Origin of the sequence: Serratia sp. BNK-23, assembly GCF_047456145.1 — a bacterium.
Lineage (GTDB): Bacteria > Pseudomonadota > Gammaproteobacteria > Enterobacterales > Enterobacteriaceae > Serratia > Serratia nematodiphila.
The window spans coordinates 1295752-1318083 of record NZ_CP179900.1 but is presented as its reverse complement, the minus strand read 5'-3'; the positions used below and the strand labels follow the sequence as shown (position 1 = coordinate 1318083).

At 62.2% G+C, this 22332-nt stretch carries 19 protein-coding genes and 4 tRNA genes; 13 read left to right on the top strand and 10 right to left on the bottom strand.

Annotated elements, in window-relative coordinates; genetic code table 11:
* The first annotated feature begins 282 nt into the window (after nucleotides 1-282).
* A complete protein-coding gene (locus ACMGF9_RS06200) occupies nucleotides 283-1068 on the top strand; it encodes a formate/nitrite transporter family protein (RefSeq protein ID WP_015378658.1) in 786 nt (261 codons plus the stop codon).
* 70 nt (nucleotides 1069-1138) lie between these two features.
* Here the strand turns inward: ACMGF9_RS06200 and gltX are convergent, their stop codons facing one another.
* Nucleotides 1139-2554, bottom strand: coding sequence for a glutamate--tRNA ligase (gene gltX, locus ACMGF9_RS06195; protein WP_033632443.1), 1416 nt, complete (start codon nucleotides 2552-2554; stop codon nucleotides 1139-1141).
* A gap of 294 nt (nucleotides 2555-2848) precedes the next feature.
* On the opposite strand from gltX, the gene ACMGF9_RS06190 reads away from it, so the two are divergent.
* From ACMGF9_RS06190 to ACMGF9_RS06155, 8 genes are all read left to right on the top strand, one after another.
* A tRNA-Val gene (locus ACMGF9_RS06190) sits at nucleotides 2849-2924 on the top strand.
* 29 nt (nucleotides 2925-2953) lie between these two features.
* Nucleotides 2954-3029 (top strand) — tRNA-Val (locus ACMGF9_RS06185).
* Nucleotides 3030-3068: 39 nt separating this feature from the next.
* Nucleotides 3069-3144, top strand: a tRNA-Val gene (locus ACMGF9_RS06180).
* Between the two features lie 7 nt (nucleotides 3145-3151).
* Nucleotides 3152-3227: transfer RNA gene (locus ACMGF9_RS06175), tRNA-Lys, on the top strand.
* 466 nt (nucleotides 3228-3693) lie between these two features.
* Entirely contained in the window at nucleotides 3694-4701 is a 1008-nt protein-coding gene (fepB, locus tag ACMGF9_RS06170) for a Fe2+-enterobactin ABC transporter substrate-binding protein (RefSeq protein ID WP_004936399.1), read from the top strand.
* A gap of 212 nt (nucleotides 4702-4913) precedes the next feature.
* The gene (gene fepD, locus ACMGF9_RS06165; protein ID WP_021505612.1) at nucleotides 4914-5969 is read left to right on the top strand and encodes a Fe(3+)-siderophore ABC transporter permease; all 1056 of its coding nucleotides are present in this window, start codon (nucleotides 4914-4916) and stop codon (nucleotides 5967-5969) included.
* Nucleotides 5969-7006, top strand: a complete 1038-nt coding sequence (fepG, locus tag ACMGF9_RS06160; RefSeq protein WP_004936405.1) for an iron-enterobactin ABC transporter permease — start codon at nucleotides 5969-5971, stop codon at nucleotides 7004-7006. The genes fepD and fepG overlap by 1 nt, the downstream gene beginning before the upstream one ends.
* 17 nt (nucleotides 7007-7023) lie before the next feature.
* The gene (locus ACMGF9_RS06155; protein WP_075684646.1) at nucleotides 7024-7830 is read left to right on the top strand and encodes an ABC transporter ATP-binding protein; all 807 of its coding nucleotides are present in this window, start codon (nucleotides 7024-7026) and stop codon (nucleotides 7828-7830) included.
* Nucleotides 7831-7858: 28 nt separating this feature from the next.
* Here ACMGF9_RS06155 and ACMGF9_RS06150 read toward each other — a convergent pair whose 3' ends face one another.
* From ACMGF9_RS06150 to budA, 3 genes are all read right to left on the bottom strand, one after another.
* Nucleotides 7859-9445, bottom strand: coding sequence for an ABC transporter substrate-binding protein (locus ACMGF9_RS06150; RefSeq protein ID WP_088381828.1), 1587 nt, complete (start codon nucleotides 9443-9445; stop codon nucleotides 7859-7861).
* A gap of 140 nt (nucleotides 9446-9585) precedes the next feature.
* On the bottom strand, nucleotides 9586-11271 hold the full coding sequence (gene alsS / locus ACMGF9_RS06145; RefSeq protein ID WP_004936413.1) for an acetolactate synthase AlsS: 1686 nt from the start codon (nucleotides 11269-11271) through the stop codon (nucleotides 9586-9588).
* Nucleotides 11272-11303: 32 nt separating this feature from the next.
* Nucleotides 11304-12083 carry an acetolactate decarboxylase gene (budA, locus tag ACMGF9_RS06140; RefSeq protein ID WP_004936416.1) on the bottom strand — a complete coding sequence of 260 codons (780 nt, stop codon included), beginning with the start codon at nucleotides 12081-12083 and terminating at the stop codon, nucleotides 11304-11306.
* A 451-nt stretch (nucleotides 12084-12534) separates the two neighbouring features.
* On the opposite strand from budA, the gene ACMGF9_RS06135 reads away from it, so the two are divergent.
* Nucleotides 12535-13437 carry a LysR family transcriptional regulator gene (locus tag ACMGF9_RS06135; RefSeq protein ID WP_021505614.1) on the top strand — a complete coding sequence of 301 codons (903 nt, stop codon included), beginning with the start codon at nucleotides 12535-12537 and terminating at the stop codon, nucleotides 13435-13437.
* Here the strand turns inward: ACMGF9_RS06135 and eutC are convergent.
* The gene (gene eutC / locus ACMGF9_RS06130) at nucleotides 13416-14207 is read right to left on the bottom strand and encodes an ethanolamine ammonia-lyase subunit EutC (RefSeq protein ID WP_075684645.1); all 792 of its coding nucleotides are present in this window, start codon (nucleotides 14205-14207) and stop codon (nucleotides 13416-13418) included. The two genes, ACMGF9_RS06135 and eutC, sit on opposite strands and share 22 nt — an antisense overlap.
* Complete coding sequence (locus tag ACMGF9_RS06125; protein ID WP_414160604.1) at nucleotides 14204-15589, bottom strand: ethanolamine ammonia-lyase subunit EutB; 1386 nt, start codon at nucleotides 15587-15589, stop codon at nucleotides 14204-14206. Before ACMGF9_RS06125 ends, eutC begins: the two co-directional genes overlap by 4 nt.
* A gap of 159 nt (nucleotides 15590-15748) precedes the next feature.
* On the opposite strand from ACMGF9_RS06125, the gene ACMGF9_RS06120 reads away from it, so the two are divergent.
* Together ACMGF9_RS06120 and ACMGF9_RS06115 are read left to right on the top strand one after the other, a co-directional pair.
* Nucleotides 15749-16297: a nucleotidyltransferase family protein gene (locus ACMGF9_RS06120; RefSeq protein WP_015378665.1), complete on the top strand. Its 549-nt coding sequence runs from the start codon at nucleotides 15749-15751 to the stop codon at nucleotides 16295-16297.
* Nucleotides 16298-16349: 52 nt separating this feature from the next.
* Entirely contained in the window at nucleotides 16350-16817 is a 468-nt protein-coding gene (locus tag ACMGF9_RS06115) for a FlxA-like family protein (RefSeq protein WP_004936433.1), read from the top strand.
* Nucleotide 16818: 1 nt separating this feature from the next.
* On the opposite strand, the gene ACMGF9_RS06110 is transcribed toward ACMGF9_RS06115, so the two are convergent.
* Nucleotides 16819-17739 carry a LysR family transcriptional regulator gene (locus ACMGF9_RS06110; RefSeq protein WP_075684643.1) on the bottom strand — a complete coding sequence of 307 codons (921 nt, stop codon included), beginning with the start codon at nucleotides 17737-17739 and terminating at the stop codon, nucleotides 16819-16821.
* 97 nt (nucleotides 17740-17836) lie between these two features.
* Here ACMGF9_RS06110 and ACMGF9_RS06105 point away from each other — a divergent pair, with 97 nt between their 5' ends.
* Nucleotides 17837-18829, top strand: coding sequence for a bile acid:sodium symporter family protein (locus tag ACMGF9_RS06105; RefSeq protein ID WP_414160603.1), 993 nt, complete (start codon nucleotides 17837-17839; stop codon nucleotides 18827-18829).
* Between the two features lie 26 nt (nucleotides 18830-18855).
* Here the strand turns inward: ACMGF9_RS06105 and ACMGF9_RS06100 are convergent, their stop codons facing one another.
* The 3 genes from ACMGF9_RS06100 to zipA form a co-directional block, all read right to left on the bottom strand.
* Nucleotides 18856-19071, bottom strand: a complete 216-nt coding sequence (locus ACMGF9_RS06100) for a DUF3820 family protein (RefSeq protein ID WP_004936441.1) — start codon at nucleotides 19069-19071, stop codon at nucleotides 18856-18858.
* Entirely contained in the window at nucleotides 19071-21092 is a 2022-nt protein-coding gene (gene ligA, locus ACMGF9_RS06095) for an NAD-dependent DNA ligase LigA (protein ID WP_015378668.1), read from the bottom strand. Before ligA ends, ACMGF9_RS06100 begins: the two co-directional genes overlap by 1 nt.
* Before the next feature lie 79 nt (nucleotides 21093-21171).
* Complete coding sequence (gene zipA, locus ACMGF9_RS06090) at nucleotides 21172-22197, bottom strand: cell division protein ZipA (RefSeq protein ID WP_021505621.1); 1026 nt, start codon at nucleotides 22195-22197, stop codon at nucleotides 21172-21174.
* Nucleotides 22198-22332 lie beyond the last annotated feature (135 nt).

Below are 22332 nucleotides of genomic sequence, written 5' to 3'. Positions count from 1 at the left end.
CGGGGCGCATAATATGAAACCCGCTCAAAGCTGTCAACGGCTAAATTGAATTACTGAATCAAGCGTTGAAAAAGCCGCCAAATCAGCATCTTTGGCGCCAAAAAATCATCACTTTGCGCAGAGTTCATCCATTTTGCGCGCTACATCTCAAAATGGCAAAAGACCCTGCATATCACGTTGATTTTTAATTAACGGAATGTTAGCGAAATGCGCTTGAGTCGGGCTCCCGAGCGGCATAGACTGCCCGCGCCATAAACTTTATTACGATAAACCGAGTCCGTCATGTCTTTGCATTCACCAAAAGAAATCGCCGCCCTCGCCGTTCAGGCCGGGGTAAACAAAAGCCGCGCCCCTCTTGCTAATCTGCTGATTCTGGGCTTTCTCGCCGGCGCCTTTATCGCCACCGGCTTCCTGCTGGATATTCACGTCATCGGCACCCTGCCGGCCGAATGGGGCTCTTTCGGCGCGCTGTTGGGCGCAGCGGTGTTCCCGATCGGCCTGATCCTGACCATTCTGGCCGGCGGCGAACTACTGACCGGCAACATGATGACCTTGCCAATGGCCTGGTTCGCCCGTGAAATTCCCGCCATCGCCGTGCTGCGCAACTGGTTTTGGGTCACCCTGGCCAACTTCGCCGGCAGCGTGGCCGTCGCCTACTTCTTCGGCCACCTGCTGGGCCTGACCGAAGGCGCGTTTTTACATAAGACGCTGGCGATCGCGCAGGCCAAAGTGGATGCGGACTTCCTGCACGCCTTCATCTCCGGCGTCGGCTGCAACTGGCTGGTATGCCTGGCGGTGTGGTTAGCCTTCGCCAGCAAAGATGTGCCGGGCAAAGTGATCGGCATGTGGTTCCCGGTCATGGCTTTTGTCGCCATCGGCTTCCAACACGTGGTGGCGAATATGTTCATCATCCCGGCGGCCATCTTTGCCGGCGGCATGGGCTGGGAGCAGTATCTGCCTAATTTCGTCGCGGTATTTCTCGGCAATGCGCTGGGCGGCGCCGGCTTTGTCGGGCTGATGTATTTCCTCGCCTATCGCCCCGGTTTGCCGGCCAGCGAACACGCCTGACAACCGCCATGAAAAAAGCCCCGAGATTGCTCCTCGGGGCTTTTTCTTTATGGACAGCGTATCAGCCTAATCAGGCCTGCGCTTCACGCTCGGCGATATAAGCCAGCGCCATATCGATGCGCTGCAGCGAACGCTTCTGGCCGATCGCATGCACGGTCACGTCCATGCCCGGCGACTGACCGGCGCCGGTCACCGCCACGCGCAGCGGCATGCCAACCTTGCCCATGCCGACGCCCAGCTCGTCCGCCGTACCCTGAATGGCATCATGCACATTTTCCGGCGTCCAGACGGTGATGGCGGCCAGCTTGGCGCGCACCGCTTCCAGCGGCTGACGTGCAACCGGGCGCAGGTGTTTCTTGGCGGCGTCGGCGTCGAACTCGCTGAAGTCTTCGTAGAAGTAACGGCAAGACTCCGCCATTTCCTTCAGCGTCTTGCAACGCTCGCCCAGCAGCTTGACGATGTCCTTCAGTTCCGGACCGTTGCGGGTTTCAAGACCCAGTTGCTCAACGTGCCACGCCAGATGCACCGCCACTTCTTCCGCCGGCATATGGTTGATGTAGTGATGGTTCAGCCACTGCAGCTTCTCGGTGTTGAACGCGCTGGCGGATTTGTTGATCGCTTCCAGCGTGAAGAACTCTTTCATCTCGTCGATGGAGAAGATCTCCTGATCGCCATGGGACCAGCCCAGACGCACCAGGTAGTTCAGCAGCGCCTGCGGCAGATAGCCGTCGTCGCGGTACTGCATCACGCCCACGGCGCCGTGACGTTTGGACAGCTTTTTACCGTCGTCGCCGAGGATCATCGACACGTGCGCGTATTCCGGCACCGGCGCGCCCAGCGCTTTCAGAATGTTGATCTGGCGCGGGGTGTTGTTGATGTGGTCTTCACCGCGGATCACATGGGTGATTTCCATGTCCCAGTCATCGACAACGACGCAGAAGTTATAGGTTGGCGAACCGTCGGTGCGGCGGATGATCAGATCGTCCAGCTCCTGGTTGCTGAATTCGATCGGGCCACGAATTTTATCGTCGAAGATCACCGACCCTTCCTGCGGGTTGCGGAAGCGCACCACGTGCGGTTCGTCGTCGGTGTGGCTGCACTGGCTGTCGCGGCAGTGGCCGTCGTAACGCGGCTTTTCGCCATTTTCCATCTGCTTCTCGCGCAGCGCTTCCAGACGTTCCCTGGAGCAATAGCATTTATAGGCCGTGCCCTGCTCCAGCATCTCATCGATAACCGCGTTGTAGCGATCGAAACGCTTGGTCTGGAAATACGGGCCTTCATCCCAATCCAGGTTCAACCAGTTCATGCCATCCATAATTGCGTCGATCGCGTCCTGGGTAGAACGTTCCAGATCGGTATCTTCGATACGCAGAACGAACTCACCGCCCGCATGGCGGCTGAACAACCAGGAATAAAGTGCGGTACGCGCGCCGCCGACGTGAAGATAGCCGGTCGGGCTCGGTGCAAAACGGGTTTTGATTTTCATTGGGTTCACTGCCTTATTACGCAACGCGTGTCGGCGGTTGCCGACGATTGCTCGGAATTGAAAAAAGAGTGGACGACATTGTATCACCACGCGCTAATTCCTCAACGCCGACACGATATTGCGCCGGTCGATTTCGCGCGTTTTGCGGCGAGTTTCGCATAGCATCGCGCAAAGAATCGGCGCTGCTGGCGATTATTATCGCGCCCTGCCTAAATTTGCGGCGAACGATTGAAATCATTTTAAAAACCGTTGACTCACTTTGAACTATCCCTATAATGCGACTCCAACAAGACGGGGCGATTAGCTCAGTTGGTAGAGCATCTCCTTTACACGGAGGGGGTCGGCGGTTCGAGCCCGTCATCGCCCACCATCTTGTTGAGAAAAAATGAGAACGAATGAGGGTGATTAGCTCAGTTGGTAGAGCATCTCCTTTACACGGAGGGGGTCGGCGGTTCGAGCCCGTCATCACCCACCATCATTCTCTCGTTTAGCAGTAACCTGGAAGTCCTGAAGTGGGTGATTAGCTCAGTTGGTAGAGCATCTCCTTTACACGGAGGGGGTCGGCGGTTCGAGCCCGTCATCACCCACCACTTCTGCGGGTCGTTAGCTCAGTTGGTAGAGCAGTTGACTTTTAATCAATTGGTCGCAGGTTCGAATCCTGCACGACCCACCAATTCAGAAAAAAGCGCCTTTTGGCGCTTTTTTCGTTTCTGCGCCACCTGCTCCCGACTTCATCTTCTTGCCGACAGAGTTCACCGAATCGTGCAGGATAAGACAAAAGCATTCATGCTTTTGAACAGCGCTTGCGCTGGCCCGAAGGGGCCGTCTATGAAATAGGCGGATAGCCGTAGAGGTTCGAGCATCGCGCAGCGATACGACAACGCGCAGCGTTGCCCGCAGGGTGAGGCCACAGGCCGAATCAATCCTGCACGACCCACCAATTCAGAAAAAAGCGCCTTTTGGCGCTTTTTTCGTTTCTGTCACTCCGCTTCTTCTTTCTATTCTTTCCTTCACCACGCGCTGAGATACGAATGGTTATCATTTTGGCGGCTTGAATGGTAAATTAGCCGGCATCCACCACGCAGCCAATCCGCCGCCGGATTGATACGCCTTAGTTCAAGGAAAGAAAGAGCCCGCTCATGACCCTATCCTTACGCCAGCTGTTCATTGCATTTATCGCCACTTCCAGCCTGTTGCTCAGCGGCTGCGGCCCGGACGACAAGAGCGACGGACAGAAACCGTCCGCCCCCGCAGCCGACGGCAGTTGGCCGCGCACCATCGACAGCGTCAAAGGGAAATTCACGCTGGAAAAACCGCCGCAGCGCATCGTGTCCACCAGCGTCACCATCACCGGCACGCTGTTGGCTATCGACGCCCCGGTGGTCGCCAGCGCCGCCACCAGCCCAAATCCCCTGGTGGCCGATAAACAAGGTTTCTTTACCCAGTGGAGCGAGGTGGCCAAACAGCGCCACGTCGAGCGGCTGTACCAGGTGGAGCCCAATGCCGAGGCCGTCGCCGCCGCCGCGCCGGATTTGATCGTCGTCGCCGCGACCGGCGGTGATTCGGCGTTGAAACTTTATGACCAGCTGTCCGCCATTGCGCCGACTCTGGTGCTCGACTATGGCGACAAAAGCTGGCAACAGCTGGCCAGCGAGCTCGGCGAGATCACCGGTCATGAAGCCGGCGCCAAACAGGCGGAAGATCGTTTCGAGCAGCGCGTGGAGCAAGTGAAACAGGCGATCGCGCTGCCGCCGCAGCCCACCACTCCGCTGGTGTATGCCGACAACGGCCGCGAGGCCATGCTGTGGACGCCGGGTTCTGCCCAGGGCAAACTGCTGACCCAGCTCGGCTTCCAACTGGCCACCCCGCCGGAAAGCGCCAAAGGCAACACCAGCATGGGTAAACGCCATGACATCATCCAGATCTCCGGCGAAAAAATGGCCGAAGGTCTGAATGGCAAAACCCTGATCCTGTTCGCCACCAATGAGCGCAAAGTGCAAGAGGTGCTGACCAACCCGTTCCTCAAACATCTGGAGCCGGTGGAACAGCGGCACGTCTACGCCGTCGGCAACGACACCTTCCGCCTCGATTACTACAGCGCCACCAACATGCTGAATCAAATCGAACGGTTGTTCAAAAAGCCCTGAATCACGCCGTCGGCAGGTCAGCCCCCTGCCGACACTTTCCGCAAGCGGGGCGAACGTTCACATTCAATCAATTGAAATATCAATAGTTATTAACATTGTCCACGCACCTTTGCCACCAACCGGCGGGTGCATGCGGGCGTAAACTCGTGCTACTATTGCCCCGCATGAACGCAAATAACAATGAGAATAAAAATCATACAGGAGTTACCGGTGTGAACGTACCCACTCCGACTGAGCGGACGCTTTCGTCCGCACCGCACGCAGCTTACGCCAGTGGCTTCAAACGCATCGCCGGGTTCGGTATCGGTTTGGCGCTGTTGCTGCTGTGCATCATGGCCAGCCTGATGCTGGGTTCCAAAGCCATCCCCTTCCATACCGTCTGGCTCAGCCTGCAGGGCGCCGCGAGCGGTTCCGACAGCACCATCATTCTCAATGCCCGGGTGCCCCGTACGCTGGCGGGCATCCTGGCCGGCATGGCGCTCGGCGCCGCCGGCGCGCTGATTCAGGCGCTGACGCGCAACCCGCTGGCCGATCCCGGCGTGCTCGGCATCAACGCCGGCGCCAGCTTCGCCGTGGTCATCGGCATCATGTTTTTCGGCGCCGCCACCACCGAAAGCTACATGGCCTACGCCTTTGCCGGCGCAGCCCTCACCACCCTGCTGGTCTACCTGATCGGCACGCTGGCGGGCGGGCGCATCAACCCGGTGCGGCTGACGCTGGCCGGCGTGGCTATCGGCGCGGTGCTGCTCGGCATCACCACCGGGCTGTCGCTGATCGATCCGCAAACCTTCGACCAACTGCGCTTCTGGCAGGCTGGCACGCTGGATATCCGCACGCTGTCCACGCTGCCGGTCACCGCCCCCGCCATTTTGCTCGGCTGCCTGCTGACGCTGCTCATCGCCCGGCCGCTGAATACCATCGGCATGGGGGAAGATCTGGCTATCGCACTCGGCGCACGCGTGGTGCTTACTCAGATGATCGCGGTGATCGCCATCACGCTGCTGTGCGGCGCGGCAACCGCCACCGTCGGCCCGATCAGTTTCATCGGCCTGATGGTGCCGCATATCGCCCGCTGGTGGGTCGGCCCCGACCAGCGCTGGATCCTGCCCTACTCCATGCTGCTGGCGCCGATTTTACTGCTGTGCGCCGACGTGGTCGGCCGCTTGCTGGCGGCCGGTGAACTGCGGGTTTCCATCGTGGCGGCCTTCATCGGCGCGCCGGTGCTGATCTGGCTGGTGCGCCGCAAGAAAACGCTGGGGGGTCTGTGATGAGTCTGCCGCATACGCTGCATATCGGCCGCCCGGACGGCGTCATCAACGGGCGCCTGCCGCTGCGCCTGCTGCTGGTCAACCTTTCACTGTTGGCGCTGTGTCTGGCGATGGCCGTCGCCGCCCTGTGCTACGGCACGCTGCAACTTTCGCTGGAGCAGGTTTTTGCCGCGCTGACCGGCGAGGCGCCGAAAAACCTGGTCACCGTGGTCACCCAATGGCGCTTGCCGCGCATCGCCATGGCGCTGCTGTTAGGCGCCGCGCTCGGCATGAGCGGCGCCATCTTCCAGTCGATTATCCGCAACCCGCTCGGCAGCCCGGACGTGATCGGCTTTAACATGGGGGCTTACACCGGCGCGCTGATCGCCATCACCCTGTTCAACGGCGGCTACTATTACATCGCCGGCGGCGCGCTGGCCGGCGGCATTCTCGCCGCGCTGGCCATCTATCTGCTGGCCTGGCGGCAAGGCATCGCCGGCTTCCGGTTGATCATCGTCGGCATCGCCATAAGCGCGGTGCTGGTCTCCACCAACACCTGGCTGATCATCACCGCCTCGCTCGAGCGCGCCATGGACGCCGCCATGTGGCAGGCCGGTTCGCTCAACGGCATGACCTGGCAAAAAGCCCAGCCCGCCACGGCGTTCATCGTGCTGGCGGCCGCGGCCGCGCTGCTGATGGGCAAACGGCTGCAGCTGCTGGAAATGGGCGATGACACGGCGCGCGCGCTGGGCGTTAACGCCGAAGGCAGCCGGCTGTGGCTGATGCTGTTCGGCGTTACCCTCACCGCCGCCGTCACCGCCACCGCCGGGCCGATTTCCTTTATCGCGCTGGCGGCGCCGCAGATCGCCCGTCGCCTCGCCGGCCAATCCTCGGTCACCCTGACCTCCTCGGCGCTGATGGGCGCGGCGTTGCTGCTCGGCGCCGACGTGGTGTCCCAACATCTTTTCGCGCCGATCCAACTGCCGGTCGGGGTTGTGACCGTCTGCATCGGCGGCCTGTACCTGATTTGGCTGCTCATCCGAGAGGCCCGCAGATAATGAAGAGTGATAATGCCATGAGCCACCGCCTGCACGCCTCGCACCTGAAGCTGGGCTACGACAATAAAATCATCGCTGACGATCTGAGCGTGGCGATCCCCGACGGCGCTTTCACGGTGATTGTCGGGCCGAACGCCTGCGGCAAATCGACGCTGTTGCGCGCCCTGTGCCGCCTGCTGAAACCCAGCGCCGGCGAGGTGATGCTGGACGGCAAGAACATCAGCAGCTTCGCCACCAAGGTGCTGGCGCGCGAGCTTGGGCTGCTGCCGCAAACTTCGATCGCGCCGGACAGCATCACCGTGGCGGACCTGGTGTCGCGCGGCCGCTATCCGCACCAAAGCCTGCTGAAACAGTGGACGCAGGCCGACAAACAGGCGGTGGAAGCCGCCATGGCGGCCACCAACGTCAGCCAGCTGGCGGATCGCAGCGTGGACGAGCTGTCCGGCGGGCAGCGTCAGCGCGTCTGGGTGGCGATGGCGCTGGCGCAGCAAACCCCGCTGCTGCTGCTGGATGAGCCGACCACCTATCTGGACATCGCGCACCAGATCGAACTGCTGGATCTGTTCCGCCAGCTCAACCGCGAGCGCGGTCAAACCCTGATCGCGGTGCTGCACGATCTCAACCACGCCTGCCGCTATGCCGATCACATCATCGCCATGCGCGACGGCAAGATCGTGGCGGAAGGGAAACCGGCGGAGATCATCACCGCCGAACTGGTGGAGCGGGTGTTCGGCATGCCGTGCATGATCATCGACGATCCGCTGTCCCACACGCCGCTGGTGATCCCGCGCGGCCGCTACCACTGCGACGCGCCGCAGGCATGAAAAAGGCCGGGTTAACCCGGCCTCTTGGTTATTTCTCCAGCGACACCTGTTTGAAAATGTGTTTGCCGAACGGGTCTATCTCGTAGCCTTTCACTTCCTTGCGCACCGGTTCGAAGATGGTCGAGTGCGCGATCATCAGCGCCGGCATCTGATCGTGCATCACCACCTGCGCCTGCTGATACATCGCCACCCGTTTGACGTGATCGTTCTCCTCGCGCGCCTGCAGGATCAGCTGGTCGAACGGTTTGTAGCACCATTTCGCCGAGTTGGAGCCGCCGAGCGAAGCGCAGGTGAACAGCGGGCCGAAGAAGTTGTCCGGATCGCCGTTGGCGGTGGTCCAGCCCATCAGCGCGGTCTGGTGCTCGCCGTTTTTAATCCGCTGCAAATACTCGCCCCACTCGAAGGTGACGATTTTGGCGCGCACGCCGATCTTGGCCCAGTCGGCCTGGATCATCTCCGCCATGCGCTTGGCGTTGGGGTTATAGGGCCGCTGCACCGGCATCGCCCACAGATCGATATCGAACCCCTGCCCCAGCCCGGCCTCCTGCAGCAGCTGCTTCGCCCGTTCCGGCGAATACGGATAATCTTCAAGCTGCGCGTTGCTGCCCCATTGGGTCGGCGGCAGCAGATTCTTGGCCGGCTGGCCGGCACCGTGGAACACCGCGTCGATGATCGCCGGCTTGTTGACAGCCAGCGCCAACGCCTGGCGCACCTTGACGTTATCCAACGGCTTCTTCTGGGTGTTGAACGCCAGGAAGCCGATATTCAGGCCGGATTTTTCCATCACCTGCAGGTTGCCGTCCTGCCGCATGCGCGCCAGATCCGCCGGGTTGGGGAACGGCATCACCTGGCACTCGTTCTTTTGCAGTTTGGCGTAACGCACCGTCGCATCCGGCGTGATCGAGAACACCAGCCGATCGATCTTCGGTTTGCCTTCCCAGTAGCGGTCGAACGCCTTGTAGAGAATTTTTGCGTCCTTCTGGTACTGCACCAGCTGGAACGGCCCGGTGCCGATCGGATCGTTGTCCACCCGCTGCGGCGTGCCGGCCTTCAGCATCGCGTCGGCATATTCCGCCGATAAAATGGTGGCAAAATACATGCCCAGATCGGCAACGAACGGCGCCTCGGCGCGGGAGAGCTCAAAGCGCACGGTGTGGTCATCCACCTTGACGATCCGGTCAATCAGCGTGCCGAACTCCATCGACTCGAAGTTGGTGTAGGCACCGTTGGAGACCTTGTGATACGGGTTGTTGGCGTCCTTCTGGCGCATAAACGAGAAGATGACGTCATCCGCGTTGAAATCGCGGGTGGGGGTAAAATATTTATTGCTCTGGAATGCCACGCCCTTGCGCAGGTGGAAGGTATAGCGCTTACCGTCTTCGCTGACCTCCCAGCTTTCCGCCAGGCTGGGTTGCAGCTCGACGGTGCCGGGTTTGAAATCCACCAGCCGGTTATAGATCGCCGCCGAGCTGGCATCCACCGTGGTGCCGGAGGTGAACAGCTGCGGGTTGAAACCTTCCGGCGAGCCTTCAGAACAGTAGACCAGCGTATTGGCCCGCGCGCCGCCGGCAATCGCCAACGCCAGCAGCCCGATCGTTATTGCTTTTCTTTTCATTGCGCTATCCCCAGTGGTGAAAAAACAGCCCAACGGATAGCAATAAATCATGCAGTTAGCGATGTAAAGGACAAATTCCGCGCATAAAAACGGGCAGGCGCGCAAGCGGCCTGCCCCGGTGAAACCACGCGATGATGAAATTAAATCATCTGGCTGAAGTTCATCTGCGCCATCAGCTTATAGTTGTCGGCGTAGTCGACCGGAATGGCCACCACCACCGGCCCCTGGATCGCCATCGCCTTGCGCAGCATCGGCCGCAGATCGTCCACCGACTGCACGGCGAAACCGACCGCGCCGCAGGATTCCGCATAGGCCTTGAAGTCAATCGGCCCGAACTCCACGCCGGATTTGCGCTGGTATTTGTTCACTTCCTGCATCTCCACCATGTTGTAGGCGTTATCGACCCAGATCACGTGCACGATGTTGTTTTTCAGCCGCACCGCGGTCTCCAGCTCCATGCTCGACTGCATGAAGCCGCCGTCGCCGGAGATCGACACCACCTTGTCGCCGGGGCGCACCAACGCCGCGCCGATGGCCCACGGCAGCGCCACCCCCATGGTTTGCTGGCCGTTGGAGATCAACAGCTGGCGGGCGCGGAAGCTGTAAAGATAGCGGGCGATCCAGATGTGGAAACTGCCCATGTCCACGCACAGCGTCACGTCGTCGCTGACGATGTCCTGCAGCTCCTTGACGATGCGCAGCGGGTGGATCGGCATGCCGCCGCGGCGCGCGGCGCGCTCCGCCAGTTCTGTGCGCTGGCGGCCGAGATCGGTGAGGATCAGCTCCACCTCCGGCGGCACGCAGACCGCCTCATTGAACGTTTCGGTCATCATGTTCAACGTGGCGCTGATGTTGCCCACCAGCTCGACGTCAGGCCGATAGCAGGTATCGATATCCGCCGGCAGCACGTCGATGTGCACCAGTTTCAGCCGCCCATGACTGTTCCACATGCAGGGATCGTATTCGATCGGATCATAGCCGACGCTCACCACCAGATCGGCCTTCTGCAACAGCTGATCGGCCGGCTGGTTGTTGAACAGGCCAACGCGGCCGGCGAAACGGGCGAAGTGGTTGACGTCGATCACCCCCGCCGCCTGATAGGTGCCGACCACCGGCATGTGGGTGCGATACAGCAGATGGCGCACCGCCTCGCTGTTCTCCGGCCGGCTGGCCTGCAAACCGAGCAGCAATACCGGGCATTTGGCCTGGCGGATCAGCTTCACCGCCGCCTGGATGTCGTCCGCCGCCGCGGCCCCCATGCGCGGCAAGCGGCAGCCGGCCAACACCGGCGCGCTGACCGGTTCATTGACGATATCCATCGGCAGGCTGACGAACGAGGCTCCCGGGCGGCCGAACTCGGCGCGGCGGAAGGCGTTGGCGATCACCTCGGAAATCGCCGAACCGGCGTGCACTTCGGCGCAATACTTGGTCACCGGCCGGAACATGCTGACGGTATCCATGCTCTGGTGTGTCTGCTTCAGGCTGTCGGCGCGCTTCACCGCCCCGCCAAAGGCCACTACCGCGTCCCCCTCCGAGGTGGCGGTGGCCAGCCCGGTGATCAGGTTGGAGCTGCCCGGCCCGGAGGTGACCAGCGCCACCCCGGCCTTGCCGGTCAGGCGGCCGACCGCCGCCGCCATAAAGGCCGCGTTGGCCTCATGCCGCACCACCACCGTTTCAATCGATGGCGCGTCCTCCAGCGAGTCGAACACCCGGTCGATCTTGGCGCCCGGAATGCCGAAAACGTGTTTGACGCCCTGTGCTTCCAGATTTTTCACCACCAAATCGGCGCCGCATTGCCAGTCATTGCCTGTTTTTTCCTGTGCCATGGTTCCACCTCCTAAGAAAACGATCGCCGGGGTTAGCCCTCGGCGGAACGAATCGCGCGATCCAAATCCTCTGGGCAGAGGTTGGCGCGCAAGAAATCCGCATCATGCGGCAACTGAAGATTGAGACGGGTGATGACGCCGAACTGCAGGCGGCCGTGATCGAGCTGGTAATCCAGCACGTGGCCGCCGCCGCTGCGGTCGTCGGTAACGAAGTGTTCGTGATAGCCGGCCACGCCGATGCCCTGCATGTAATCCGGCGAGCGGAAGCCGACCAGCGTGCCGCGCCGTTGATGAAACGAGAAGGTCGGCTGCTCTTCTATCGCTTCCAGCATCGGGCGATAGGGCCGTTCCTGACGCGGCACGGTGCGGGTTTCCACGTGGCTGAACTCACCGTCGACCCGCACCGCGCAAAACAGGTTCGGCGAGGCGACCTGTTCATCGATGCACTGGTGCAGCTGCGCCTTGGTGATCGGCCGGTCGAACTGCTGGCTGATACTGGGCTGGAAAAAGGTGACGACGGCGAAAGGGGTTTTCTGTTGCAAACCGGCTGGGCGGGCGCTGCCGTCGGCGCGCAGCTGGTGTATTTCCTGGTCGAAAGCGATCAGTTCGCCGTCCAGGTGATTGAAGGTGCCGAGGCCGAAATCACCGTGTTTGAGCAACTCGGCAATGGTGGTTTCACCCTCGTAGACCCCGTCGATGAGCGCGCTCATCAGCGAGATTTGATAGATTTCGCCCTCCCCGGCGTTGATCGACTGCCTGGCAAAACCCTGCGCCAAATGGCGCGCACAGGAACACCCGTGTTTTTCGTTCATGACTCACTCCTCCACCAGCGCGGGATCGCGATTCCGCGCGTTCAAAAGACCCACCGACGGTGGGCCAAGATGCCCCCCAAGGCGCGTTCATCAGTTGGAACGATTCAGCCTGAGGCGACAAAAAAACCGGCACGGCTGGCCGGCCGATATCCAGAACCCACGGCATGACGTGTGAAAGTAAAGGCTCACTAATCATTAATGCCGAGTCGGATATCAAATTGAACGGTTAATCTGGTGTTGGAGCGACAATCAACTCCGCAGGCGGCTCATGCAGCCTGGGAAAAACATCTGTTATTTAGTGCTAAGCGCCGCGAGGTTTATGCGTTTTCTCTCTATACGGCCGGGATAAGGCGGCGTTGAAGCCCGTCGTCAACCCGCAGCCAGAGTAGCCGCAGCGCCGCCGACAGAGAAGCGGGTATTCATAAGAAACGCTTTTGCATATAATGCAAAAATGAATGACGCCCGTTATGTTGAACATCTGCCGATTTTTCTCGACGTGGCCCGCCTGGGCAGCTTTTCCGCCGCCGCTCGCCGGCTGGGCATGGTGCCCTCCTCGCTGGTGCGCCATATCGACGCCCTGGAAAGCGCGCTCGGCGCCACGCTGTTCGTCCGCTCCACCCGTGGGCTGCTGCTGACCGACGCCGGCGAGCTGCTGCTGACGCGCGCAGCCGCGCTGATGACGGACATTACCGGCATTCACGCCGAGCTGAACGCGCTGAACGAAACGCCGCAGGGCACGCTGCGCATCAGCTGCCTGCCGACCTTCGGCAAAACCTATGTGCTGCCGCTGCTGCCGACGCTGGCGGAACGCTATCCTCAGCTGTCTATCGATCTCGATCTGACCGAACGCCAGACCGATCCGACGCAGGAACGGCTGGACGCCGCCCTCCGCATCGGCGAACAGAAGGACAGCGCGCTGTACGCCAGCCGTATCGCCACCCAACGCTGGGTGATGTGCGCCAGCCCCGCCTACGTCGCCCGCTATGGCCTGCCGAGCGATCTGGAAGCGTTGCCGCAGCATCGGCTGATCGCCCGCTACCACAAACAGCAGCCGGCCTGCTGGGCGCAGATCCTCGACGCGGCGCTGATGAGCCGCTGCACCATGGCGCTGCGCTGCGACGACTTCACCGCGCAGCGCCAGGCGGCGCAGCTCGGCCTCGGCATCGCCTTCCTGCCCAACTGGGTGGTGGGGCCAGACGTGCAGAATGGGCAACTGGTTCAGATGCTCGAAGATCCGCGCCATGAGCAGCAAGGCATCTATCTGCTGCGCCCGATGGCGAAGGTGTCCGCCCGGCTGGCGGCCTTCACCGCCCTGCTGCAGCAAACCCTCGGTCAGCCGCCCAGCTGGGGGTAAAGCGGTGTCACCCGGTTGTGCAGCGCCGGATTGTCGCTCTCGTCCTTCAGCTCGATGCCGCTCAGCCGCCGCTGGAACGCCTGCTCCAGCAGCCAGGCCAGACGGAACGCCGCCTGCGGGTAATCCAGCCCCTCCGGCCGCACGTTGGAGATGCAGTTACGCTCGGCGTCCGTTCTGCGCGCATTCGGCTCCCAGGTCAAATAAATGCCCAGGCTGTCCGGCGACGACAGCCCCGGCCGTTCGCCGATCAGCACCGCCACCGCCCGGGTCTGCAGGCACTCGCCGATCTCATCCCCCAGCGCCACTCGCGCCTGATGCGCCAACACCACCGGCGCGATCGCCAGCCCCAATGTATCGAGATAGGGCCGCAGCGCCTGCAGCAGCGGCAATGCCTGGCGGTGCACCGCCTTGGAAGAAAGGCCGTCCGCCACCACCAGCAGCAGATCGGTCCGGCGCGGCGGCACGCCGAGCAGCAGGCGGCGGCTGTCCGGCGCCAATCGCCGCCCCAGATCCGGACGGCGCAGATAGGCGGCGCGGTCGGCGGCCTGGCTGTGCACCGCCAGCGTGGGCCAACCGGCATCGTGCAGATCCGCCGCCAGCCGTTCGCTGTCGAAAGGCTGATGCACCGCGTCGCGCGCCTGGGCATGGGCCAGGCCGAAGCGCAGCAGCTCGTCGGTCGGCAGGCTGGCGCCGGTGCGCCCCAACGCGATGCGCGCGTCGGTAAAGGCGCGCAGCGAGTCCCAACTGTTGACGTGAACCGGTTTGCTCATGTGCGTTCTCCCTGCAGCGCCAGCAACAGCGGGTGATTGGCGGCGGCGTCGCGCAGCCGCCCGCGCTCGTCGGTGATGTTCATCGCCGCCAGCCAGGCGGCGAACTCCGGCGCGTGCTTCAGCCCCAGCAGTTCACGGATATAGAGCGCATCGTGGAACGAAGTGCTTTGGTAGTTGAGCATGATGTCGTCCGCGCCCGGCACGCCGATCAGGAACGTCAGCCCGGCGGCGGCCAACAGCGTCAGCAGCGTGTCCATGTCGTCCTGATCGGCTTCGGCATGGTTGGTGTAGCAGACGTCGCAGCCCAGCGGCAGGCCGAGCAGCTTGCCGCAGAAGTGGTCCTCCAGCCCGGCGCGGATAATTTGTTTGCCGTCATACAGGTATTCGGGGCCGATAAACCCCACCACGGTGTTGATCAGCAGCGGCGAGAAATGGCGCGCCACCGCATAGGCGCGCGCCTCACAGGTCTGCTGATCGACGCCGTGATGCGCGTTGGCCGACAGGCAACTGCCCTGCCCGGTTTCGAAATACATCACGTTATCACCCAGCGTGCCGCGCCTGAGGCTCAGCGCCGCCTGCTGCGCCTCCGCCAGCAGCGCCAGGCTGATGCCGAAACCGCGGTTGGCCGCCTCGGTGCCGGCGATCGACTGAAACACCAGATCCACCGGCGTGCCGCGCTCCATCAGCCGCAGCGTGTTGGTCACGTGGGTCAGCACGCAGGATTGGGTGGGTATGGCGAAGCGCTGGATCACGTCGTCCAGCATGTAGTTGAGCTTTTCCAGCAGCGGCAGGCTGTCGCTGGCCGGGTTGATGCCGACCACCGCGTCGCCGCTGCCGTACAGCAAACCGTCCAGCATGCTGGCGGCGATGCCCTGCAGGCTGTCGGTCGGGTGATTGGGCTGCAGCCGCACGCTGAGGTGGCCCGGCAGGCCGATGGTATTGCGAAAGCGCGTCACCACCCGGCATTTCTTCGCCACCAGGATCAGATCCTGATTGCGCATGATCTTGCTTACCGCTGCCGCCATCTCCGGCGTAATGCCGGCGGCCACCTGCGCCAGCATGGCTCTGTCCGCCTGCTCGCTCAGCAGCCAGTCGCGAAAATCGCCGACCGTGAGGTGCGAGATGGGCTCAAAGGCGGCGGCGTCGTGGCTGTCGATAATCAGGCGCGTCACCTCGTCCTGTTCGTACGGCACCAGCACCTGCTGCAGGAACGCCTTGAGCGGCACATCCGCCAGCGCGATGCGCGCCGCCATGCGCTCTTCGGCGCTCTCCGCCGCCACCTCCGCCAGATAATCGCCGGAACGCGCCGGCGATGCTTTCGCCATCAGCTGGCGCAGATCGCCAAAGCGATAGCCGCGTTGGCCCACCGTTGCCTGAAACATAGCCCCCTCCCTTGCCCTGCGTGACGAGATAAAAGCCCTGCACCAAGTGTAGTCAGTGGGAAAAGAAAATTATTTTGCACGCGATCGCCGCCATCACGCTTTCCCCCATTTCACCCGTTGCCGCTTCGGGTTACAGTAGCCGCGAAAACAGGAGGGGTGATGGATCCGCAACGGCAAATTATCGACTGGCTGCAACAAGATAACGCACGCATGGCCGCCCTGCGCACCGTGCGCCGGCTCGGCTTGAATGACTGGTGCCTCGGCGCCGGCTTTGTGCGCAATCTGGTGTGGGATCGGCGCCATGGCTATACGGAGCCCACGCCGCTCAACGATATCGACGTGATCCACTTCGATGCGGAGCGTGCGGACGCTGAGCGCGATCGCATGCTGGAGGTGCGTTTGCAACAGTGGCTGCCGCGACCTTGGTCGGTCAAGAACCAGGCGCGCATGCACCTGCGCGGCGGCCGGGCGCCTTATCGCGACAGCGAAGAGGCCATCAGCTTCTGGACCGAAGTGGAAACGGCGATCGGCGCGCGCCTGAACGCCGACGACAGCATCACGCTGGTGGCCCCCTTCGGGCTCGCGGCGCTGTTCGACGACACCATTACCTTTAACGCGAAAAACGGCGATCGCGCGGCCTATGCCCAGCGCGTGCTCGACAAAGGCTGGCTGCAGCGTTGGCCGCGCCTGCGGCAGGTAAAGATTTAGCCGCCGCTGCCGATACCCTGAACAGCGATATACCGACTCAGGGAGAGCATTCATGTCGACCACCATCACCATGATCGTACCGATCAAAAATACCGTTCCCGGCGTCAGCAACGTGTTCAGCGCGCCGGGCCATCAGGGCGAATTGCTGATGGCCAAACCGGTCAACAACCAGCCGCAAGGCGGCAAGATGGAGAAAAACGAACGCGCCAACGGCAATGACGAACCGGTCAACCTCAATGAAAGCCGCGCCTCGGCCCGCATCAAGGCGCTGAACCGGCAGATTCAGTCGCTGCAGCAAAAGTTGGTGGAGCTAAAGGACTCCGACGCCGATCCTAAGGAAATCGAAAAACAGAAGCAGCTGATCGAAGCGCAGATCAAGATGTTGCAAGCCGAGATCGCGCGCATCCAGAAAGAAGAAATGGAAAAGCAACAGCAGGAGCAGATGGCAAAAGCCGCGGCGCAAGCCGGCGACGGCGTAAACCGCCCAACGCCGCTCAACGCGGTGGACGTCTATATCTGAGTCAATATGCCGCGTTTTCCTGCCGGCGCTGGTGCAGCAGCGCCGCCTGCTGACGCGCCACCTGCCAGATGGCCTCCGCCGCCGGCGTCAGTGAGCGGTTCTTACGCCGCACCAGCATCAACGCGCGGTTGATCTCCGGCACCAACCGCCGCACCCGAAGCAGCCCCCCTTCCGGCAACGGCAGCGCCAACGCTGGGAAGATGCTGATGCCAATCCCTTCCGCCACCATCGGGAACAGCGTCGCCGGATGGCCGATTTCCTGCACCACCTGCGCCTCCACGCCCTGCTGTCTCAGCGCGCTGTCGATCAGCGGCCGGCTGCCCGACGCATAGTCCTGCAACACCAGGCGGCAGCCGTTTAGCGCCGACCAACGCACCTCTTGCTGCGCAGCAAACGGGTGATCGTCGCGGCACAGCAGCAGAAACGGTTCATGCAGCACCGCTTCGCACTCCAGATCCACCGCCTGCACCGGATCGACCACGATACCGAAATCCACCTCGGCGTTACGCACGCTGTGCAGCACCTGCTGCTGCGCCTGATCGCGCAGCATGATGCGGATCTCCGGGTATTCACGCTCGCCGGCGGCGATGCACTGCGGCATCAGATGGGCGGAAATGGTCTGGCTCGTCGCCACCCGCACCGTACCGCTGCGCTGTACGCCAAAGCTGCGCACATCCAGCAGAGTGGTCTGCAGCTCGTCCAGCAGCCGTTCGACCCGGTTGGCCAGCCGCAGGCCGGCATCGGTCAACACCACTTCACGCGTGGTGCGATCCAGCAGGCGCACGCCGACCTCCGCTTCCAACTCTTTCACGCTGTGGCTGACCGCCGATTGCGTCAGGCCGATCGCCTCACCGGCGCGGCTGAAGCTGCCGTGGCGGGCGATGGCGACGAACACCCGCAGCTGTTTGAGTGAATAATTCATGTGCTTTATTCATATATGAATTAAATAAATCAATTTAATTATTATATCCCCGCGCGGGAGAATAGCCCCATCGATTTTCTACCCTGAGCGCATCGCCATGAGATTTCTGCCCGATCGTTTTACCCTGACGCTGATCGCCACCGTACTGCTGGCGTCGTTCCTGCCGGCGCGCGGCGAGTTCGTCGGTTGGCTCAACGCCCTGACCATCGCCGCCATCGCCCTGCTGTTCTTCATGCACGGCGCCAAGCTGTCGCGCGAGGCCATCCTGGCCGGCAGCAATAACTGGCGGCTGCATCTGTGGGTGATGTTCAGCACCTTCATCATTTTTCCGGCGCTGGGCATGCTGTTCGCCTGGTGGGCGCCGATCGACGTCAGCCCCGAGCTGTATGCCGGTTTCATCTACCTGTGTATCCTGCCGGCCACCGTGCAGTCGGCCATCGCCTTCACCTCGCTGGCGGGCGGCAACGTGGCGGCGGCGGTGTGCAGCGCCTCCGCCTCCAGCCTGCTCGGGATCTTCGTGTCGCCGCTGCTGGTCGGCCTGCTGATGAACGTGCACGGCGATACCGGCGGCCTGCGGCAGGTCGGTTCGATCGTGCTGCAGCTGCTGGTGCCGTTCGTCGCCGGTCACCTGCTGCGGCCGCTGATCGGCGGCTGGATCGAACGCCATCGGCCGCTTATCGGTAAAACCGATCAGACCTCGATTCTGCTGGTGGTGTACGCCGCCTTCAGCGAAGCGGTGACGCACGGCATCTGGCATCAGGTAGGGCTTGGTTCGCTGGCGTTTATCGTCGGCGGCAGCATCGTGCTGCTGGCGATCGTGCTAGTGGTGAACACTTACATGGCACGTTGGCTGGGGTTCAGCAAAGCGGACGAGATCACCATCGTATTCTGCGGTTCGAAGAAGAGCCTGGCGAACGGCATTCCGATGGCCAATATCCTGTTCCCGGCGGCGACGGTGGGGATCATGGTGCTGCCGCTGATGGTGTTCCATCAGGTGCAGCTGATGACCTGTGCGGTATTGGCGAAAAGGTATCAGCGCAAGCAGCAGGCGCAACAGGCGGTGCCCAACGCGCAGGCGACGCGCGGGTAAAAAAAGACGGGCCAAGGCCCGTCAGATCAGCTTTTCTTCAGCGGCTTGACCAGGTGATCAAGCCCTTCGATTTTAATCGCCAGCGTCATCTCCATCAGCATACCGAGCTTGCCTTTGGGGAATTCGCCCTTGCGCGCGAACCACAGCAGGTACTCTTCGGGCAGATCGATCAGCACCCGCCCCTGGTACTTGCCGAACGGCATCACGGTATTGGCGATCTCCAGCAGGTTTTCTTTTTCCATCACTCACCCAGCAAGCGGATCATCTCCGCTTCGTCGATCACGGCGATACCCAGCTCCTGCGCCTTCGCCAGCTTGGAGCCGGCCGCCTCGCCGGCGATCACCAGGTCGGTTTTCTTCGACACGCTGCCGCTGACCTTGGCGCCCAGCGCCGTCAGGCGATCTTTGGCCTCGTCGCGCGACAGCTGGCTCAGCGAGCCGGTCAGCACCACGGTTTTGCCGGCGAACGGGCTGTCTATCTCTTCCGCCACCACCACCACCGGCGCCGGCCAGTGGATGCCGATCTCGGCCCCCACCAGCTCGTTGATCACCTGCTGATTGAGCGCTTCATCGAGGAAGTTGCGCGTGTGTTTGGCCACCACTTCGCCGACGTCCGGCACCTCTTTCAGCGCCTCAATGTCGGCGGCGAACAGCTTCTCGAGCGATCCGAAATGCGCGGCCAGGTTGGCGGCGGTCGCTTCGCCGACCTCGCGAATGCCGAGCGCATACAGGAAACGAGCGAAGGTGGTCTGCTTGGATTTCTCCAACGCGTTGACCAGATTCTGCGCCGATTTCGGCCCCATGCGATCCAGGCCGGTCAGAATGCCGGCGGACAGCCGGAACAGATCGGCCGGGTTCTTCACGTACTCCTTGTCCACCAGCTGCTCGATGATCTTGTCGCCCATGCCTTCAACGTCCAGCGCGCGGCGGGAAACGAAATGCTTTAACGCCTCTTTGCGCTGCGCGCCGCAGATAAGACCGCCGGTGCAGCGCGCCACGGCCTCGCCTTCCACGCGCTCAACGTCGGAACCGCACACCGGGCAGTGCAGCGGGAACACCACTTCGCGCGCATCATGCGGCCGACGGTCTTCCAGCACGCCCACCACCTGCGGGATCACGTCGCCGGCGCGGCGCACGATCACCGTATCGCCGATGCGCAGCCCCAACCGCTCAATTTCATCGGCGTTGTGCAAGGTGGCGTTGCTGACGGTCACCCCGGCCACCAGCACCGGCTCAAGGCGCGCCACCGGCGTAATCGCGCCGGTGCGGCCAACCTGAAACTCCACTTCGCGCACCACGGTGATCTGCTCCTGCGCCGGGAATTTGAACGCCGTCGCCCAGCGCGGCGCACGCGCCACGAAGCCCAGCGTTTCCTGCAGATCGATGTCGTCAATCTTGATCACCACGCCGTCAATATCGAAACCGAGCTGTGCGCGGTCCCGCTCGACCTGGCGATAGAACGCCAGCACTTCCTCGCTGCCGGTGCGGCGCTGGGCGCGATCGCTGACCGGCAGGCCCCAGGCCTTGAACTGCATCAGGCGCTCAAAGTGGCTGCGCGGCAGCTCGCCGCCTTCCAGCAGGCCAACGCCATAGCAGAAGAAGGTCAGCGGGCGTTTGGCGGTAATGCGCGGATCGAGCTGGCGCAGCGAGCCGGCGGCGGCGTTGCGCGGGTTGGCGAATACCTTGCCGTCTTTGCGCCGGGCTTCTTCGTTCATCTGTTCAAACCCGGCCTGCGGCATGAACACTTCGCCACGCACTTCCAGCCGGCGCGGGATGTTGTCGCCGGTCAGGCGCAGCGGGATGGCTCGAATGGTGCGCACGTTGGAGGTGATGTTCTCGCCGGTGGTGCCGTCGCCGCGCGTCGCCGCGCGCACCAGCTCGCCGTCTTCATACAGCAGGCTGACCGCCAGGCCGTCCAGCTTCAGCTCGCAGCAGAAGGTCAGCGGATCGCTGCTTTTGAGCCTGTCCTGCACGCGCTTGTAAAACGCCAGGAAGCTCTCTTCGTCAAACACGTTGTCCAGCGACAGCATCGGCACTTCGTGACGCACCTGGTCGAACGCCGCCAGCGGCGCCGCGCCCACGCGCTGGGTCGGCGAATCGGCGGTGATCAGCTCCGGATGCGCGCTCTCCAGCTCGCGCAGCTCGCGCATCAGGCGGTCATATTCCGCATCCGGCACTTCCGGCGCATCCAGCACATGATACTGGTATTCATGATGGCGCAGTGTGGCTCGTAGTTGATTGATTTGTTGGATTATCGATTCCATGGCTCACCATCAAAGATAAAAAACCCCCGGCTAGCGGGGGCTTTGTTGTTACGGATGTTCAGTGCGCGCGGCAATCCGGTCAGGCGTTGTTTTCCAACACTTCACGGATACGCGCTTTGTAGGTTTCCAGCTTCTGCGGCGTCATCATGCGACGCTCGTCGTCCAGCACCACGCCGCCCACGTCGTCGGCGATGCGCTGTGCCGACTGCAGCATCAGCTTGAAGTTCTGATTGGCGTCGCCGTAAGACGGCACCATCATGAACATCGACACGCCCGGTGTGGAGAAGTCGGACATCATGTCAGGATCGAACGACCCCGGCTTGACCATGTTCGCCAGGCTGAACAGCACCGGGCCGCTGCCGGCCGGGCTGATATGGCGGTGGAAGATGCCCATCTCGCCAAACTGGAAGCCCGCCTGCAACACGCTCTGCAGCAGCACTTCGCCGCCGATTACGCCGCCCTGATGGGCCGCGACGTGCAGCACCAGCACGGTCTCTTTCAGCTTGGCCTGAATTGGCGCAGCCGCCGGCTGTTGTGGCTGTGGCGCAGGCTCCTGCGCCGGCTTCACTTCCGGCGCGGGCTGCACAGGGGCCGGCTCGGCGTGGAATGCCGGTTCAGCCCCCTGCGGCGCCTCATGTTCATGCGGCAGATCGTCGACGCGCGGCTCACGGCGCGCGGCCGGTTGCGGTTGCTGCGGTTCGGCCGGTTCTTCGTCCGGCGCGTAGTTGTTCAGCAGGATGTCATCGTACTCCGGCCGCTGAGACAGCGGAGGCGGCGTCTGATGAGCAGTCGGCTGAACGGCGCGGGGCGCAGGCGCAGCCGCCGGAGCGGGCTTCGGCGCGGCCACGGGTTCTTCGCGTGCGGCATCGAAATGGCCGAATGACGGCTCGTCTTGCGGGTGAGCGGCGCGTACGCGCACCTCACCGACGCCTTCTTCGAGATCGTCGATCGGAGTTTGTTCACGTTCCTTTTGGGAACGTTTGGCTGGGCGATCGCGGAAGAGCGCTGACCGTTCTTTGCGACTGGTCCACAGACCGTGCAATAACAGCGCTATTATGGCGATCGCGCCAACAACGATTAATATCAGACGCAAATCCTGCATCATTGCTATCTCTGTTGTTCCAATACATTGCCACCGCGGCAAACATTCACTCTTTAACTCTATTTGCCCGCGCACACAAGTGCAAGTCCGTGCTGAACTTTATGCCAATAAAGATGATTATACTGCCTTTTTCTGCTG